We start from the raw sequence: 15,417 nt of genomic DNA on the forward strand, positions 1-15,417 counted from the left end.
CCCATCCCCCGCAAAAGAAAATGCCGACCCCCGCAGGGGCCGGCAGTTGCGCGCATGGTCGGCCGGGGACGGTCCGGCGGAACCGGGCGAGGGTTCCGCAAAGCGCGGGGCAGAACAATCGGGTCAGATCAGGCGAAAGCGACGGTCGGAACCACGCTTGGCAGGGAAAACAGAAAAATCGCCATCAGCGAGATAGCAACGACGCCGGCAAGATCGGCAAGAGTGTCACGGCTCATGTCAGTCCTCCACGTTAAGTTGCTACTTTGTTCTCATCGAATCGGAACGAAGTAAAGAACTTTTTAGGAACATTTGATTTTACGTTTACGGAAGTGGTCAGCCCGCCGTGACCAGACGGATGGCCCGGTCCTGCTCCATCAGCCACAGCAGCAGCCGCACGGCGCGGCCGCGCGGGCTTTCCATGGTCGGGTCACGCTCAAGGAATGCCTGCGCGTCCTTGCGGGCCAACGCCATCAGGCCGCCCTGCCGTTCCAGATCGGCGATGCGGAAACGTGGCAAACCGGATTGCGCGGTTCCGATCACATCCCCCGCGCCGCGCATCTCAAGATCCTCTTGCGCGATGCGGAAGCCATCCTCGGTCTCGCGCAGGATGGACAGGCGGCGGCGACCGGTTTCGGTCAGCGGGTCGTGATACATCAGCACACAGCTTGAGGCCTTGCTGCCCCGCCCGACCCGGCCCCGCAGTTGGTGCAGTTGCGCCAGCCCGAAATTCTCGGCCCGCTCGATGACCATGATCGTCGCTTCCGGGACATCGACGCCAACCTCAATCACCGTGGTCGCGACCAGAATCCCTGCCCGCCCCGAGGAGAAATCCGCCATGGCGCTGTCGCGTTCATCGGGCGGCATCTGGCCATGGACCAGCCGGACCTGATCGCCGAAACGCGCCCGCAATTCCTTGAAGCGGGCCTCGGCGGCGGTCAAATCGACCGCCTCGCTTTCCTCGACCAGCGGACAGACCCAATAGGCGCGCGCGCCAGCGGCCAGCGCGCGGTCCAGATGGTCCAGAACCTCGGCCATGCGGCTATCGGCAATGACCGTGGTGCGCACCGGCTGGCGACCGGCCGGTTTTTCGTCCAGCACCGACAGGTCCATATCCCCGAATTGCGCCAGGGCCAGCGAGCGCGGGATCGGTGTCGCGGTCATCACCAGCATGTCGGGCGGCAGATGCGTGCCCTTGGTCCCCAATTCCATCCGCTGGTTCACGCCGAACCGGTGCTGCTCGTCGATGATCGCCAGCCGCAGGTCGCGGAACTCGACCGTCTTCTGGATCACGGCATGGGTACCGACCAGAATGTCGATCCGCCCCTCGGACAGTTCGGTCAGGATATTGGCCCGCGCATCGCCCTTGTCGCGACCGGTCAGCACCTCAAGCCGGATGCCCGCCAGCGCGGCCAGCGGTTCCAGCGCGCGGTAGTGCTGACGCGCGAGGATCTCGGTCGGGGCCATCAGCACGCCCTGCCCGCCCGCCTCGACCGCGACCAGCAGCGACAGGAAAGCAACCAGCGTCTTGCCCGCGCCGACATCGCCCTGAAGCAAGCGGTTCATCCGCCGTGCGGCCGCCATATCCTCGGCGATTTCTGCAACGGCGCGGCTCTGCGCCCCGGTCGGCGGCCAAGGCAGGCCCGCCAAAACCTTCTGGCGCAGATGCCCGTCACCCACAGTCTGCAGCCCCACCTGCCGTCGCCGATCGCGCCGCAGAAGTGCCAGCGTCATCTGATGGGCAAAAAGCTCATCATAGGCCAGCCGCGCCCGCGCCGGATCGGTCGGCGCAATGTTCTGCAAGCCTTCGGGCGCATGGGCGCGCTGCAATGCCTCGGCCCAGCCGGGCCAACCTTCGCGCTGCAGCAGGCTGGCATCGATCCATTCCGCCGTATCCGGCAACCGCGTCAAGGCGGCTCGAGCGGCCTTCTGAACCACCCCCTGCGTCAAGCGGCCGGACAGGGGATAGACCGGCTCGAATTCCGGCGGCGGGGCCGCGCCTTCGGCGGCGACGTGATCGGGATGAACCATCTGGGCCATGCCGTCGAACAACTCGATCTTGCCCGAGATCAGCCTCCGGGCACCGATCGGGAACTGCCCCTCGATCCAGTCCTTCTTGGCATGGAAGAACACCAGTTGCAGGTCGGAAACGCCATCCGAACAATGCACCCGCCAAGGCCGTCCCTTGGCAGTGGGCGGGTTCACACGCTCAACCCGCAGGGTAATGGTAACGATTTCGGGCGGGTGCGCCTCGGCCAGTCTGGCTATCGGGCGACGCCGGATGCCGGAATGGGGCAAGGTCAGGATCAGGTCGCGCGGACGGGTGACACCCATCTGCTCGAATGCTTCGGCAGCCCGAGGCCCAATGCCGGGCAGAGTTTCCAGCCCCGCAAACAGCGGGAACAGCGCCGGAGGCCGTCCCGTCACCCCGCCCGTCATCCCTTGGCGATCGCCAGCCATTCGTCCTCATCAATGACCTTGATGCCCAAATCAGCGGCCTTTTTCGCCTTCGATCCCGCGCCCGGTCCGGCAATCAGCAGATCGGTCTTGGCCGAGACCGAGCCCGCGACATGCGCCCCCAAAGCCTCGGCCCGCGCCTTGGCCTCGGCTCGCGTCATTTTTTCCAGCGTGCCGGTAAAGACCAGCGTCTTGCCAGTGATTTCGCTGTCGGTCGCGCGCGCCTCGGGTGGCAGGATGGTCAGGAAGGCGGTCAGCCGGTCGATGGCCGCGCGCTCCTTGGCGTTCGAAAACGCCTCGGCCAACGACATGGCCAGAACCGGGCCGATGCCATTGGCAGACAGCATATCGTCCCATGCGGCGGCGGCTTCCGGCGGCAGTTGATGCTGGCCAAGCGCGGCATTGCGCGCCTCTGCGATGCGGGCGCGGCGACCGGATTGCCGCGCCGCCTCGCGCTCGACCTCGGCGGCCAGATCGGCGGCGCGATGCGCCTCGGCTGCGGGATGCATCCGGTCGATGGCCGCGGCCAGCGCCTCGAAGCTGCCGAAATGGCGCGCCACATCGGCGGCGGCAACCTCGCCCAGATGGCGGATGCCAAGGGCGAACAGCAACCGCGCCAATGGTATCTCGCGCTTGCGGGCGATGGCGTTGAACAGGCTCGAGGCGCTTTTCTCGCCCCAGCCTTCGCGGTTCTTCAACTGCTGAATCTGGCCGGGACCAAAACGTTCCTCCAGCGTGAAAATGTCAGCAGGCTCGGCGATCCAGCCGTCGCGGAACAGTTCCTCGATCACCTTCGCCCCCAGCCCGTCGATGTCGAAGGCTGCGCGCGAGACGAAATGCTTCAGCTTTTCCACGGCCTGCGCCGGGCAGATCAACCCACCGGTGCAACGCCGGACTGAATCCCCCTCCTCGCGCACGGCGACTGAGCCGCACTCCGGGCAGGTATGAGGAAACTCATATCGAAGCGCAGCCGGATCGCGCTTGGACAGGTCGATATCCGCGACCTTGGGGATGACGTCGCCCGCGCGATAAACCTCGACCCAGTCGCCAACGCGGATGTCCTTGCCGCCACGGATCTCGGTCCCGTCGGCGCCCAGACCTGCAATGTAATCCTCATTGTGCAGCGTCGCGTTCGAGACCACGACTCCGCCCACCGTCACCGGATGCAATCGCGCGACGGGGCTAAGCGCACCGGTCCGGCCGACCTGAATGTCGATGGCCTCAAGCCGGGTCCAGGCGCGCTCGGCCGGGAATTTATGGGCAATCGCCCAGCGGGGCGTGGTCGAGCGCATGCCCATCCGCGCCTGATAGCCCAGATCGTTGACCTTGTAGACGACACCGTCGATGTCATAGCCCAAGGTTGCGCGCATCTGCTCGATCCCCGACCAGACCGCAATCAGGTCCTGCACCGAATGGCAAAGCCGCATATGCGGATTGGTCTGGAAACCGAAACTGCGCATCCTGGCCACGGCCTGCATCTGCGTCGCGCCCAGCGGCGCGCTGAGTTGCCCCCAGGCATAGGCATAAAAACGCAAAGGCCGGGCGGCCGTCACCGCCGGGTCAAGCTGCCGCAACGACCCCGCCGCGGCATTGCGCGGGTTGGCAAAGGTGCGGCCACTGTCCGAGGCATTCAGCCGCTCGAAATCCTCATGCGACATATAGACCTCACCCCGGATCTCGACGATCTCGGGGATGTCTTCGCCCTGCAAGCGTTGGGGGATGTCAGAGATGGTGCGGGCATTGGCGGTGACGTTTTCACCGACCGAGCCGTCCCCCCGCGTCGCGGCCAGCACCAGATCGCCGTGTTCGTATCGCAGCGACAACGAGAGGCCATCGATCTTGGGCTCGGCAGTGACCTCGATCGGCGCATTCGCGGACAGGCTGAGAAAGTTCCGCACCCGCTGTACGAAGGCCTCGACATCGGCATCGTCAAAAGCGTTTTCCAGCGAGAGCATCGGCAGGCGGTGCTCGGCCTTGGCGAAGCGGCTGTCGGGGGCCAGCCCCACTGTGGCGGTCGGACTTTCCGCCACGGCTAGATCCGGGAAAAGCGCCTCAAGCTGGGCGAGCCTGCGCTTTTTCGCGTCATATTCGGCGTCGCTGATGAAGGGCGCATCCTCGCCGTGATAGGCCTTGTCCGCCAGCGACAGTTCCTGCACCAGCGCAGCGATTTCCTCGGCCGCGGTGGTCGCGTCGATCTGCTCAGGCATCGCCTCGCCCGGTCCGGTCCCAAGCTGGTTTTCGCTGTCCTGGGTCATGCCCGCCTCCGCCGCCTGAGCCCACTTTAGGGCCGTTCATCAGGGCCAAGGTGATAGCTTCTGGCACAAGACCTTGTCCAGCGTACAGGACTGAACAAACGCCTCAGGCGCGCAGCGCCAACCGATCCACCGTACCCTCGACCACCGGATCGCGCAGGACGTAGCCCCGCCCCCAGACGGTCTCGATATGGCTTTCGCCGTTCAATACCGCGGCCAGCTTCTTGCGCAGCTTGCAGACAAAGACATCGATGATCTTCAGTTCCGGCTCGTCGAGCCCCCCGTAAAGGTGGTTCAGGAACATTTCCTTGGTCAGGGTCGTGCCCTTGCGCAGGCTGAGCAGCTCAAGGATCTGATATTCCTTGCCGGTCAGGTTGACCGGACGCCCGCCGACCTCGACCGAGCGGGCATCAAGGTTCACCACCATTTCACCGGTGCGGATAATGGACTGGCTATGGCCCTTGGCGCGGCGGATGATCGCATGAATGCGCGCGACAAGCTCTTCGCGGTTGAAGGGCTTGGTCATGTAGTCATCTGCGCCAAAGCCGAAGCCGCGCAGCTTGCTTTCGGTATCATCCGAGCCGGTCAGGATCAGGATCGGGCTGTCGACGCGCGACATGCGGATCTGGCGCAGCACCTCCATTCCGTGCATGTCCGGCAGATCGAGATCAAGAAGGATCATGTCATAGTCATAGAGCTTGGCGAGATCGATGCCCTCCTCGCCCATATCCGTGCGATAGACATTGTAATTGGCGTGGGTCAGCATCAGCTCGATGCTGCGCGCCGTGGTCTGGTCGTCCTCGACAAGAAGGATCCGCATTTCGTTGCCCCCGTTGATCCGATTCCGGACAGTGTTTTCACGAAAGCGTTAATATCACGTTACCGAAGAGCCCATCACATATAATGCAACCTAAAGTTGCTTAAACTTTTGCAACTGCGTGATTTTCAACGCATCCCTGCCGTGCCTTTCGATGGCATGGACCCAGGACGCGAACTCTTCCTCGCTCAGATCATAGCGTTCGATCACCTCGGACCTGCTCAGCAGGCCGTGTTTGACGGCGGCAACCACCACGGCCTTGCGGCTGGCCACCCAACGCATGCCCGGGTCGGGCAGGTCGGCAAGGCTGAGGATCGTTCCATCTGGCAGGACGGCGGTGCGGGGGCCGCGCGACTTCTTGACGAACATTGCAACATTTCCTGTCTGCTACCCCTTCGTTTCTGGCAGGAAATCCTTAAATGCCCGTGAAGCGCGACGGTATTCGCACCCCTCCGACCCTTGAGAATTCCGTCAATTTATCTATAAATGTTGCCAAATCCGGCGCGCCTCCCCCGCTCTGCGCCGCGAAAGGACGATCCATGACAAGCCGCAATACCGCCATTCGCGCTGACGCGCAGGACACGCCATTGAATTCGCTTGGTTTTGCCAAACCTCCGGCAGAGACCCGGGTGGTTGTGGCCATGTCGGGCGGCGTGGACAGCTCGGTCGTCGCGGCGCAGCTTGCGGCTGAAGGCTATGACGTCATCGGCGTCACGCTGCAGCTTTACGACCATGGCGCGGCGCTGGCGAAAAAGGGTGCCTGCTGCGCCGGGCAGGATATCCACGACGCGCGCCGTGTCGCGGAGCGTGTAGGCTTCCCGCATTACGTCCTTGATTACGAAAACAAGTTCCGCGAATCGGTGATCGAGGAATTCGCGGACGCCTATCTGGCTGGCGCGACCCCGGTGCCCTGCATCCGCTGCAATGAGCGGGTGAAATTCCGTGACCTGCTGCAAACCGCGCGAGAGCTTGACGCCGATTGCATGGCGACAGGTCACTATATCCGGCGCTTCGACGGCGACAACGGGGCCGAATTGCACATGGCCGCCGACCCTGCCCGCGACCAGAGCTATTTCCTGTTCTCGACCACGGGCGAGCAACTGGACTATCTGCGCTTCCCGCTGGGCGGACTGGCCAGCAAGGCCGAAACCCGCGCTTTGGCCGCGAAGTACGGACTGGCTGTCGCGGATAAGCCCGACAGCCAGGACATCTGCTTTGTACCGAACGGCAACTATGCCAGCGTCATCGAAAAGCTGCGCCCCGGTGCAGCTGATCCGGGTGAGATCGTCGATATGGACGGCAATGTGCTGGGCCAGCATCGCGGCGTGATCCATTACACGATCGGTCAGCGCCGCGGTCTTGGCATCGGTGGCCTGGGCGATCCGCTTTACGTCGTCCGCCTTGACCCCGAGACCCGCCGCGTCATCGTCGGCCCCAAGGAAGCCCTGGCCACCAAGGTCGTCTCGGTGACCGACGTCAACTGGCTGGGCGACGAGCCCTTCGAGGCCGAAATCCCGATTATGGCCCGCATCCGCTCCACCCGCCCGCCGCGCCCGGCGATCCTGCGCCCGACCGGCAAGGGCCGGGCCGAGGTTGAGCTGCTCGACCCCGAGGAAGGCGTCAGCCCCGGTCAGGCCTGCGTGTTCTATGCGACCGAGGGCACGCGCGTCCTTGGCGGCGGCTGGATCGCGCTGCGCCGCGGCGGCTGATCAGGCGTTTGCCGCCAGCAGACGGATGCGCTCGACCATGGCGCGCAGCCCGTTCGAACGCTGGGCCGACAGATGCTCCTCCAGCCCCAGCCGGCGCAATTCGGCCGGGGCATCGACTGCCCCCACCTGCCCCACCGGCACGCCCGAATAAAGCGCATGCAGGATCGCGACCAGCCCGCGCACGATCAGCGCGTCGCTGTCGCCCTGAAAGTCGAACACCCCACCCCCGATGCGCGGCATGATCCAGACCTGACTGGCGCAGCCCTCGACCTTGGTTGCGGGAACTTGCAGCGCCGGGTCCATCGCGGGCATCGCCTTGCCAAGCTCGATCACATGGCGATAGCGCTCTTCCCAGTCCTCGAGAAAATCGAAGGTCTCGGCGATTTCTTCAAAGGCAGGCGTGGCCATCGGGCGTCCTTTCGCAACGATGCGATGTCGAGGGGGCCTTTGGCATAGCGCGTTGCCCGGCGAAGGTCAAAGAGGCTTTCGCCGCTGCCCTCTTTGCCCTATCACTCGCGGAAACTGTTAAGGAACGGGGCAGGCGGAATGCGGATCAGGACCATGGCTCTCATCGGCTGCGCGACATTGATGCTGGCCGGATGCGGGCGCTTTGGCGACAGCATGGGGGACAGCGCGGGCGACAGCAGCTGGAACCCGACGACATGGTTCGGGTCGAGCCAGCCCAAAAGCCTTGAGCCCGAAGGCGGCTACCCCACCACCACGCAGGACAATCGCAGCGGCATCGCCTATATCTCGGGCGCCAAATGGGAGCCGATGTATGAAGGCCGTCTTCTGGTCGTGACCGGCCTGCCGGCAACCAAGGGCTGGTGGAACGCCGCGCTGATCACCGAGGAACCCATGCCGCGCGGCCGTATCCGCGCCGATGACATGGGCGTGCTGCGGCTGCGCTTCGTGGCCTATCCGCCACTCAAGGACAGCGCCGCCGCACGCAGCGCGCCGAACCCGGCCAGCGACACGATCACTGTCGGCCTGACCATCCCGAAAGAGGCCCTGTCGGGTATCAATCAGGTCGTCATCAGTGGCGCTGGAAATGTCGTCACGCTGAACAAATGAAAAAGGGCGCCGCAAGGGCGCCCTTTCCATTTCCGGCTGAGCCTCAGCCCATCTTGCGCAGATAGGTCCAGGTCGGCACGCGGGCATTGCGTGCGACCGACCAGCTTTCGGCATCGCCCAGATATTCGAAACCGCAATTGGTCAGCACCCGGGCCGAGCCGGGATTGTCCTGAAACGCTTCGGCAAACAGGGTACGCGAACGATGAGGGTTGGCCGCGACAAGGGCCGCAACGGCCTCGGTCGCGAAACCGGTGTTCCAGAAGCCTGCGCCCACCCAGAAACCCAGCTCGGACTGGTCCGGCTCGATCCGGGTCAGAGAGACCACGCCCAGAAGCTCGGCCAGCTGTTTGCTGGAGCCGTCGATGGCCCAGACATCCTCGTCCCGGCCCTCGGCCATAGCGCGGTTGACATAGGCCTCGGCCGCGCCCGGCGGCAGCGGATGCGGAATCGAGCGCGTGCCTTCGGCCACGCGGCGATCCTGGGTGTAATGCGCGATCAATCCCGCATCCGACCGCCGCAGCGGACGCAACGCGAAACGCTCCGTCGCGATCTCGGCCTGCGTCAGCAGCTCCGGCGCGATCAGGTCATTCATCGGTCCTTCCTCCCTCGTACTCTAAATTCATCTAGGCACTCCCCGGAAATGCGGAAGGGGACCGGCTTTCGCCGATCCCCCTAATTTTGACACCGTGGTGTTAAAATCGGCTTATTCGGCAGCCTCGAGATTGGCCGGCAGCACGGAAATGTAGGTGCGGCCCTTGAGGCCCTTGCGGAAAGTCACCTTGCCGTCGGTCAGCGCGAACAGGGTATGATCGCGGCCCATGCCGACATTGGCGCCAGCCCACCAGGTGGTGCCGCGCTGACGAACGATGATGTTGCCTGCGATGGCGGCCTGGCCACCGAACAGTTTCACGCCAAGACGACGACCAGCCGAGTCGCGACCGTTGCGGGACGAACCGCCTGCTTTTTTATGTGCCATGGGTCACTCTCCTCAGTTGGCGGTTACGGCGTCGTGACGGCGTGCAAGACGCGCACCGACAGCAACTTTGACGTCCGATTTCTCGGCACCTTTCTCCAGCAGCTCGGTGATGCGAACCAGCGTCAGTTGCTGACGGTGGCCACGGGTGCGCTGCGACGAGTGCTTCCGGCGGCGTTTGACATAGGTGATGACCTTGTCAGCCTTGATGTTGTCGATGACTTCGGCTTGCACAGCCGCGCCAGCAACCAGCGGAGCGCCGACGGTCGAACCGATCATCAGAACTTCGTTGAACTGGATCTTGTCACCAGCTTCGGCGTTCAGTTTTTCGACGCGCACGACATCACCGGCTTGAACCCGGTACTGCTTGCCGCCCGTCTTGAGAACTGCGAACATTCCGTCTTTCCTTGCTTCCATCGCGTCCTGCGGCCCCTGCGTGGCAGGTGTTCGTCGGGTCCTTGACCCGCCTTCGGACAGCGCACCCGCATATCGGGTGAGATTAAAATAACGCACCGGCAACGGGGGATACCCGGCCGGTCGCGGTCATATGGCGGATTCGATGGGAAAAGTCAACCGGATTGCGGCCTGTCGCCGCAATCCTTCGGGTGGCTCAGACCAGCAGTTCGCCGGCCAGCGAATTCGCCGCGCTATGGGTGATGCGGACGCGAACCAGATCGCCGACCTTGGCCTGCGGCGCCTCGACAAAGACGGCATGCAGGTAATCGGACTTGCCGACCATCTGACCCTCGTTGCGGCCCGGCTTTTCGAACAGCACGCTTACCTCGCGCCCGACCATGCTTTCCTGCACGGCCTTTTGCTGGCTCGACAGCAGCGCCTGAAGTTCCTGCAGACGGGCATCGGCGACATCGCTGTCGACCTCGGGGCGGTCATAGGCGGGCGTGCCCGGACGCGGCGAATACTTGAAGCTGAAGGCGGTGCCGAAATTGACCCGCGCCACCAGATCCAGCGTGTCGCGGTGATCCTGATCGGTTTCGCCGGGGAAACCCACGATGAAGTCCGAGGTCAGCAGGATATCCGGGCGCGCCTCGCGGATACGGTCGATCAGGCGCAGATACTGATCCACCGTATGCTTGCGGTTCATCGCCTTGAGGATACGGTTCGACCCCGACTGCACCGGCAGATGCAGATAGGGCATCAGCTTGGGTTCGGACCGATGGGCCTCGATCAGGTCATCGGCCATGTCGTTGGGGTGGCTGGTGGTGTAGCGGATGCGGTCCAGCCCGTCGATCTCGGCCATGGCGCGGATCAGGCGGCCAAAGCCCCATTCGCCGCCCTGACCTTCAAGGGATGGGCCTTCGCCATGCCAGCCGTTGACGTTCTGACCCAGCAGCGTGATCTCGCGCACGCCACGCGACACCAGATCGTGGGCCTCGCGCAGGATGCGGTCGACGGGACGGCTGACCTCGGCCCCGCGGGTATAGGGCACGACGCAGAAGGCGCAGAACTTGTCGCAACCTTCCTGCACCGTCAGGAAGGCCGCAGGCGCGCGGCGGGTGGCGGCGGGTTTGGGCAGATGCTCGAACTTGTCCTCGGCCGGGAATTCGGTATCGACACCCCGACCCGCGCGGGCCATGGCGGGCAGGCGATGATAGGCCTGCGGGCCGACGACCAGATCGACGATCGGCATCCGGCGCTGGATTTCCGCACCCTCGGCCTGCGCCACGCAGCCCGCGACGCCGATCTTCAGGTCGGGACGTTCGGCCTTGAGCGGCTTCAGGCGGCCAAGATCCGAATACAGCTTCTCGGCGGCCTTTTCGCGGATATGGCAGGTGTTGAGCAGAACCATGTCGGCTTCCGACTGGTTCTCGGTCAGGACATAGCCCTCGGCCCCCATGGCCTCGGCCATGCGCTGGCTGTCATAGACGTTCATCTGGCAGCCGTAAGTCTTGATGAAGAGCTTCTTGGCCGCCGAAACGGGGGTGCTGGCTTGGTCGGTCATGCCGTGCTGTCCTTGGAGTTCCGGCGCTGATACAGGAAAGCTCAAGCTTTGGAAAGTCTGGGCGCGAATGAGTGATCTGACCGACATCTCCAATATCGGCCCTGCTACCGCCAAGGCCCTGATCGCCGCCGGAATTCCCGATGCGGTCACCCTGCGCCGCATGGGTGCGCATGAGGCCTATCGCGCCCTGCTTGCCAGCGGCGAGCGTCCGCATTTCATCGGCTATTACGTCCTGCACATGGCGCTTCAGGGCCGCCCGTGGAACGATTGCCGCGGCGGCGAGAAGACCGCCCTGCGCGGCCATTTCGACGCGCTGGTCGGTGAGGTCCGCGGCCCCGTCCTGACAGGAATCGACGCCGCCCTGCGCGAGATCGGGCTGATTGCGCCTCAGTCCAGCTCGCGCAGCTGACGGCCAAGGAAGCGCGCGGCGCGGCGCCAGCCTTCGTCATTGTCGCCGCGAAAATTCAGCTCGCGATGCGCGATCAGCTTTTGCGCTTTCACGTCCATCAGGTCGGTAAAGATCTGAAGGATCAGCGTGCTGGATTTCTGCACCACGATGAACAGCCCGCGATCGGCCGATTTCGCCGCCAGCAGGTCCATCAGGCAGGCCGGTGTTTCGCGCGGACAGGCGGCGGCGACCTCCTCGGGGGAAACCAGCGTGCCATTCAGATCGGCGGCCAGCGACTCGGCAAAGGCCCGCTGGCGGCGGGCATGGGCCTCGCTTTGGTCCAGCGCCTCCTTGGAGGTATCGAGCAGCTTGACCGGCAGGACATACAGCCCCTCGGCACAGGCAAGCCCCGGCAGAAGCGCCAAGGCAAACAGAAATCCCCGCATGATGACCCTCCCCAGCAGGGCCAATCTGCGCTGCATGCACCCCTTGGGCAAGCGCGACAATCGTCTGGACTGCCCGCGACCATTGAACCGTTTTCCGCGCCCGGCTAGCCTGCCTGCAACCCTGAAACACGGAGGCTGACACCATGAACCAACCGCAAAGCTGGGAAGCGCGGGCCGAGGAGTATTCGCTCTATGGCTTCACCGACATGCCGTCAGTCCACCAGCGGGGCACGGTCGTCATCACCCATGGCGAGGGGCCCTATATCGTCGATGTCCATGGCCGCCGCTATCTGGATGCGAATTCGGGCCTGTGGAACATGGTCGCGGGCTTTGACCACAAGGGCATGATCGAGGCCGCCAAGGCGCAATATGAACGCTTCCCCGGCTATCATTCCTTCTTTGGCCGCATGTCCGACCAGACGGTGATGCTGTCGGAAAAGCTGGTCGAGGTCTCGCCCTTTGCGACGGGCAAGGTGTTCTATACCAACTCGGGTTCCGAGGCGAATGACACCATGGTCAAGATTCTGTGGTTCCTGCATGCTGCCGAGGGCAAGCCGCAAAGGCGCAAGATCCTGACCCGCTGGAACGCCTATCACGGCGTCACCGCCGTTTCCGCCAGCATGACCGGCAAGCCCTATAACTCGGTCTTCGGGCTGCCGCTGCCCGGCTTCATCCACCTAACCTGCCCGCATTACTGGCGCTTTGGCGAGGCGGGCGAGACCGAGGAGCAATTCGTGCAGCGCCTTGCGCGCGAGTTGGACGAAACCATCGCGCGTGAGGGTGCCGACACCATCGCAGGTTTCTTCGCCGAGCCGGTAATGGGCGCGGGCGGCGTCATCCCCCCGGCCAAGGGCTATTTTCAGGCGATCCTGCCGATCCTGCGCAAATACGACATCCCGATGATCTCGGATGAGGTCATCTGCGGCTTCGGGCGCACCGGCAATACCTGGGGCGCGCAGACCTACGACTATACGCCCGACGCGATCATCTCATCCAAGAACCTGACGGCGGGCTTCTTCCCGATGGGCGCGGTGATCCTGGGCGGGGAATTGGCCAAGCGGGTGCAGGCCGCGGTCGAGGCGATCGAGGAATTCCCTCATGGCTTCACCGCCTCGGGCCACCCGGTCGGCTGCGCCATCGCGCTGAAGGCGATCGACGTGGTGATGAACGAGGGGCTGGCCGAGAACGTCAAACGCCTTGCCCCGCGCTTCGAGGAGGGGCTGCAACGCCTCGCCCAGAAACCCAATATCGGCGAATATCGCGGCGTGGGCTTCATGTGGGCGCTGGAAGCGGTCAAGGACAAGGCGACCAAGACCCCCTTCGACGGGGCGCTTTCGGTCAGCGAGCGCATCGCCAATACCTGCACCGATCTGGGGCTGATCTGCCGCCCGCTGGGTCAGTCGGTGGTGCTGTGCCCGCCCTTCATCATGACCGAGGGCCAGATGGATGAGATGTTCGAGAAGCTGGAAAAGGCGCTCGACAAGGTCTTTGCCGAAGTGGCCTGACCAAAACGGGCGATCCTACCAAGGATCGCCCCCACCCAGCACGGCGCGGGCCATGACCACGCGCTGCGGCTGAATGCCGGCGCTGGCCGCAAAATCCAGCACGCGCTGATCCTGTTCCAGCAGGAAATCCAGCACGAATTGCGCGAATTCCGGTCGCCCGGCCATGGCACGCAGCCCCGCCACATCGGTCCCCGACTGCGCCAGCAGTTCCGAGACCATCTCGGCATCCCCGGCTATGTGCTGAAAGCCCTGATCGGCAATGTCGCGCGCCTCGGAAATCTGCATTCCATCCTCATGATTTTATGACTTGCTGCCGGGAATACCCCGACGTGAAACCGTTTATTAACCAATATCCACGCAAGATGCGGACGTGGCAGCTGGTGTAAAGAACAACACATGAATTTCACAGGGCGCATCTTGGTCGTAGATGGTGAGCAGCATACCAGGATCAACATGAAAGTGCGTCTGACCTCAGCCTGCTATGCGGTCAGCACCGCCGCCTCGGGGACCGAGGCATTGCGGCGGGCCGGGATAGTTCGCCCCCGGATCGTGGTGATCGGGGCAAGCCTGCCCGATATGACCACGGCCGATCTGTGCCACGGGTTGCGCGCCCTGCCCGGCGGTGGCGACCTGCAAATTCTGGCGCAGGCACAGGGTGAGGCGCGGATCGCTGCCTTGCAGGCCGGCGCGTCGGCGCTGATCGACCATATGGGCGACGACCTGACCCTGCTTGCGCGCATCCGCGGTCTGATGCGCACCGATCCCCAGAATGACGCTGCCGCACTACCCAGCGGTCTGGCCGAACCTGCCACGGCCTTCCAGCATGACAGCCGACCCCGCGCCGTCTTCATCTCGGGCCAGGCCGACATTGCGCTTGGCTGGCGTCATGCGCTGCAGGGGCAGGTGGATTTTTCGATCTCGGTCTGCGATCCCGAACGGGCGCTGGCCGATGCCGCGCGCGGTCGTGTCCCCGAGCTTTATCTGATCGCCGCCGACATGAACCAGCCGGGCGACGGGCTGCGGTTGATGTCGGAATTGCGTTCGCGCCCGGGATCGCGCGATGCGGGCTTTGTCATCGCCCTGCATCCGGAACGCGCCGAGTTGGCCGAGATGGCGCTGGATCTGGGGGCGGGCGACGTGCTGGCTGCGGATATGGCCAATCCGATCACCGCGGCCGAGGCTGCCATTCGCCTTGAGACCCAGCTTGACCGCAAGCGCGAGGCAGACCAGCGCCGTCTGGCCGCACAGCGCCAGATGCAGCTTGCCAGTCTTGATCCGCTGACCGGACTGCACAATCGCCGCCATGCTCTTCCGCGCCTTGCCCGCCTGCACGATCAGGCACTGTCCGAGGGCGATCCTTTAGCCGTCATCGTCATGGATCTGGACCGCTTCAAGGCGGTGAATGACAATCACGGCCACGCCGCTGGCGATGCGGTCCTGATCAGCGTTGCGCAGCGCCTTGCCCTCGCCCTGCCGCCCGAAGCGCTTCTGGCCCGCATGGGTGGAGAGGAGTTTCTGGCCGTCCTGCCCCGCCACGGCGCGGACGCGGCGCTGGCCGTTGCCGAAGAGATCCGCCTGCAGGTGCAGGAAAGCCCGGTGACGCTGCCCCCCGAATGCGCCGCTGATGAAATCCACGTCTCGCTTTCGGCAGGCGTGGCCGTGCTGGGCGGCGAACTGGCTGCGGGGCCGGAAAAGTTGCTGGCCCGCGCCGACCGCGCGCTGCTGCTGGCCAAGGCTATGGGCCGCAACCGGATCGTCATGGCCGAAGCGCGCTTGCGGCCTGAACTTGTGACATAGGTCCCACTTTCGCTTCCCCGGCGCGATGCCTAGATTTGTCGC

At 64.3% G+C, this 15,417-nt stretch carries 16 protein-coding genes; 5 read left to right on the top strand and 11 right to left on the bottom strand.

Going from position 1 to position 15,417, the window contains the following annotated elements:
• Window positions 1–333 precede the first annotated feature (333 nt).
• The 4 genes from recG to sciP form a co-directional block, all read right to left on the bottom strand.
• Window positions 334–2,457, bottom strand: coding sequence for an ATP-dependent DNA helicase RecG (gene recG, locus GL300_RS00720; protein WP_155037671.1), 2,124 nt, complete (start codon window positions 2,455–2,457; stop codon window positions 334–336).
• Entirely contained in the window at window positions 2,433–4,709 is a 2,277-nt protein-coding gene (ligA, locus tag GL300_RS00725; RefSeq protein WP_394206845.1) for an NAD-dependent DNA ligase LigA, read from the bottom strand. The genes recG and ligA overlap by 25 nt, the downstream gene beginning before the upstream one ends.
• 103 nt (window positions 4,710–4,812) lie before the next feature.
• On the bottom strand, window positions 4,813–5,526 hold the full coding sequence (gene ctrA / locus GL300_RS00730) for a response regulator transcription factor CtrA (protein ID WP_155037672.1): 714 nt from the start codon (window positions 5,524–5,526) through the stop codon (window positions 4,813–4,815).
• Between the two features lie 90 nt (window positions 5,527–5,616).
• Window positions 5,617–5,892 carry a CtrA inhibitor SciP gene (sciP, locus tag GL300_RS00735; RefSeq protein ID WP_155037673.1) on the bottom strand — a complete coding sequence of 92 codons (276 nt, stop codon included), beginning with the start codon at window positions 5,890–5,892 and terminating at the stop codon, window positions 5,617–5,619.
• 170 nt (window positions 5,893–6,062) lie between these two features.
• Here sciP and mnmA point away from each other — a divergent pair, with 170 nt between their 5' ends.
• On the top strand, window positions 6,063–7,232 hold the full coding sequence (gene mnmA / locus GL300_RS00740) for a tRNA 2-thiouridine(34) synthase MnmA (protein ID WP_155037674.1): 1,170 nt from the start codon (window positions 6,063–6,065) through the stop codon (window positions 7,230–7,232).
• On the opposite strand, the gene GL300_RS00745 is transcribed toward mnmA, so the two are convergent.
• On the bottom strand, window positions 7,233–7,640 hold the full coding sequence (locus tag GL300_RS00745; protein ID WP_155037675.1) for a SufE family protein: 408 nt from the start codon (window positions 7,638–7,640) through the stop codon (window positions 7,233–7,235).
• A gap of 153 nt (window positions 7,641–7,793) precedes the next feature.
• Between GL300_RS00745 and GL300_RS00750 the strand changes: the two genes are divergently transcribed.
• The gene (locus tag GL300_RS00750) at window positions 7,794–8,306 is read left to right on the top strand and encodes a hypothetical protein (RefSeq protein ID WP_225612005.1); all 513 of its coding nucleotides are present in this window, start codon (window positions 7,794–7,796) and stop codon (window positions 8,304–8,306) included.
• A gap of 43 nt (window positions 8,307–8,349) precedes the next feature.
• Here the strand turns inward: GL300_RS00750 and GL300_RS00755 are convergent, their stop codons facing one another.
• The 4 genes from GL300_RS00755 to miaB form a co-directional block, all read right to left on the bottom strand.
• Entirely contained in the window at window positions 8,350–8,898 is a 549-nt protein-coding gene (locus tag GL300_RS00755) for a GNAT family N-acetyltransferase (RefSeq protein ID WP_155037677.1), read from the bottom strand.
• A 111-nt stretch (window positions 8,899–9,009) separates the two neighbouring features.
• Window positions 9,010–9,282: a 50S ribosomal protein L27 gene (rpmA, locus tag GL300_RS00760; RefSeq protein ID WP_155037678.1), complete on the bottom strand. Its 273-nt coding sequence runs from the start codon at window positions 9,280–9,282 to the stop codon at window positions 9,010–9,012.
• 12 nt (window positions 9,283–9,294) lie between these two features.
• Window positions 9,295–9,675, bottom strand: a complete 381-nt coding sequence (rplU, locus tag GL300_RS00765; RefSeq protein ID WP_155037679.1) for a 50S ribosomal protein L21 — start codon at window positions 9,673–9,675, stop codon at window positions 9,295–9,297.
• A gap of 214 nt (window positions 9,676–9,889) precedes the next feature.
• A complete protein-coding gene (gene miaB / locus GL300_RS00770; RefSeq protein WP_155037680.1) occupies window positions 9,890–11,239 on the bottom strand; it encodes a tRNA (N6-isopentenyl adenosine(37)-C2)-methylthiotransferase MiaB in 1,350 nt (449 codons plus the stop codon).
• Between the two features lie 67 nt (window positions 11,240–11,306).
• On the opposite strand from miaB, the gene GL300_RS00775 reads away from it, so the two are divergent.
• Entirely contained in the window at window positions 11,307–11,648 is a 342-nt protein-coding gene (locus GL300_RS00775; protein WP_155037681.1) for a TfoX/Sxy family protein, read from the top strand.
• Here GL300_RS00775 and GL300_RS00780 read toward each other — a convergent pair.
• Window positions 11,627–12,109, bottom strand: a complete 483-nt coding sequence (locus GL300_RS00780; protein WP_211594922.1) for a DUF2380 domain-containing protein — start codon at window positions 12,107–12,109, stop codon at window positions 11,627–11,629. The genes GL300_RS00775 and GL300_RS00780 overlap by 22 nt on opposite strands.
• Before the next feature lie 107 nt (window positions 12,110–12,216).
• Between GL300_RS00780 and GL300_RS00785 the strand changes: the two genes are divergently transcribed.
• Complete coding sequence (locus tag GL300_RS00785; protein ID WP_155037682.1) at window positions 12,217–13,578, top strand: aminotransferase; 1,362 nt, start codon at window positions 12,217–12,219, stop codon at window positions 13,576–13,578.
• A 15-nt stretch (window positions 13,579–13,593) separates the two neighbouring features.
• Here the strand turns inward: GL300_RS00785 and GL300_RS00790 are convergent, their stop codons facing one another.
• A complete protein-coding gene (locus GL300_RS00790) occupies window positions 13,594–13,863 on the bottom strand; it encodes a DUF3572 domain-containing protein (RefSeq protein WP_155037683.1) in 270 nt (89 codons plus the stop codon).
• Window positions 13,864–13,974: 111 nt separating this feature from the next.
• On the opposite strand from GL300_RS00790, the gene GL300_RS00795 reads away from it, so the two are divergent.
• Window positions 13,975–15,375, top strand: coding sequence for a diguanylate cyclase domain-containing protein (locus GL300_RS00795; RefSeq protein WP_155037684.1), 1,401 nt, complete (start codon window positions 13,975–13,977; stop codon window positions 15,373–15,375).
• Window positions 15,376–15,417: the final 42 nt, after the last annotated feature.

This window comes from Paracoccus litorisediminis, from assembly GCF_009711205.1.
Lineage (GTDB): Bacteria > Pseudomonadota > Alphaproteobacteria > Rhodobacterales > Rhodobacteraceae > Paracoccus > Paracoccus litorisediminis.

Excerpts from the sequence above, each read along its gene's own strand:
- GL300_RS00755 (WP_155037677.1), bottom strand. The coding sequence starts at position 8,898 with ATGAATGACCTGATCGCGCCGGAGCTGCTGACGCAGGCCGAGATCGCG.
- GL300_RS00780 (WP_211594922.1), bottom strand. The coding sequence starts at position 12,109 with ATGCAGCGCAGATTGGCCCTGCTGGGGAGGGTCATCATGCGGGGATTT.
- rplU (WP_155037679.1), bottom strand. The coding sequence starts at position 9,675 with ATGTTCGCAGTTCTCAAGACGGGCGGCAAGCAGTACCGGGTTCAAGCC.
- GL300_RS00790 (WP_155037683.1), bottom strand. The coding sequence starts at position 13,863 with ATGCAGATTTCCGAGGCGCGCGACATTGCCGATCAGGGCTTTCAGCAC.
- sciP (WP_155037673.1), bottom strand. The coding sequence starts at position 5,892 with ATGTTCGTCAAGAAGTCGCGCGGCCCCCGCACCGCCGTCCTGCCAGAT.
- GL300_RS00745 (WP_155037675.1), bottom strand. The coding sequence starts at position 7,640 with ATGGCCACGCCTGCCTTTGAAGAAATCGCCGAGACCTTCGATTTTCTC.
- GL300_RS00750 (WP_225612005.1), top strand. The coding sequence starts at position 7,794 with ATGGCTCTCATCGGCTGCGCGACATTGATGCTGGCCGGATGCGGGCGC.
- rpmA (WP_155037678.1), bottom strand. The coding sequence starts at position 9,282 with ATGGCACATAAAAAAGCAGGCGGTTCGTCCCGCAACGGTCGCGACTCG.
- ctrA (WP_155037672.1), bottom strand. The coding sequence starts at position 5,526 with ATGCGGATCCTTCTTGTCGAGGACGACCAGACCACGGCGCGCAGCATC.
- GL300_RS00795 (WP_155037684.1), top strand. The coding sequence starts at position 13,975 with ATGAATTTCACAGGGCGCATCTTGGTCGTAGATGGTGAGCAGCATACC.
- miaB (WP_155037680.1), bottom strand. The coding sequence starts at position 11,239 with ATGACCGACCAAGCCAGCACCCCCGTTTCGGCGGCCAAGAAGCTCTTC.
- recG (WP_155037671.1), bottom strand. The coding sequence starts at position 2,457 with ATGGCTGGCGATCGCCAAGGGATGACGGGCGGGGTGACGGGACGGCCT.
- GL300_RS00775 (WP_155037681.1), top strand. The coding sequence starts at position 11,307 with ATGAGTGATCTGACCGACATCTCCAATATCGGCCCTGCTACCGCCAAG.
- mnmA (WP_155037674.1), top strand. The coding sequence starts at position 6,063 with ATGACAAGCCGCAATACCGCCATTCGCGCTGACGCGCAGGACACGCCA.
- ligA (WP_394206845.1), bottom strand. The coding sequence starts at position 4,709 with ATGACCCAGGACAGCGAAAACCAGCTTGGGACCGGACCGGGCGAGGCG.
- GL300_RS00785 (WP_155037682.1), top strand. The coding sequence starts at position 12,217 with ATGAACCAACCGCAAAGCTGGGAAGCGCGGGCCGAGGAGTATTCGCTC.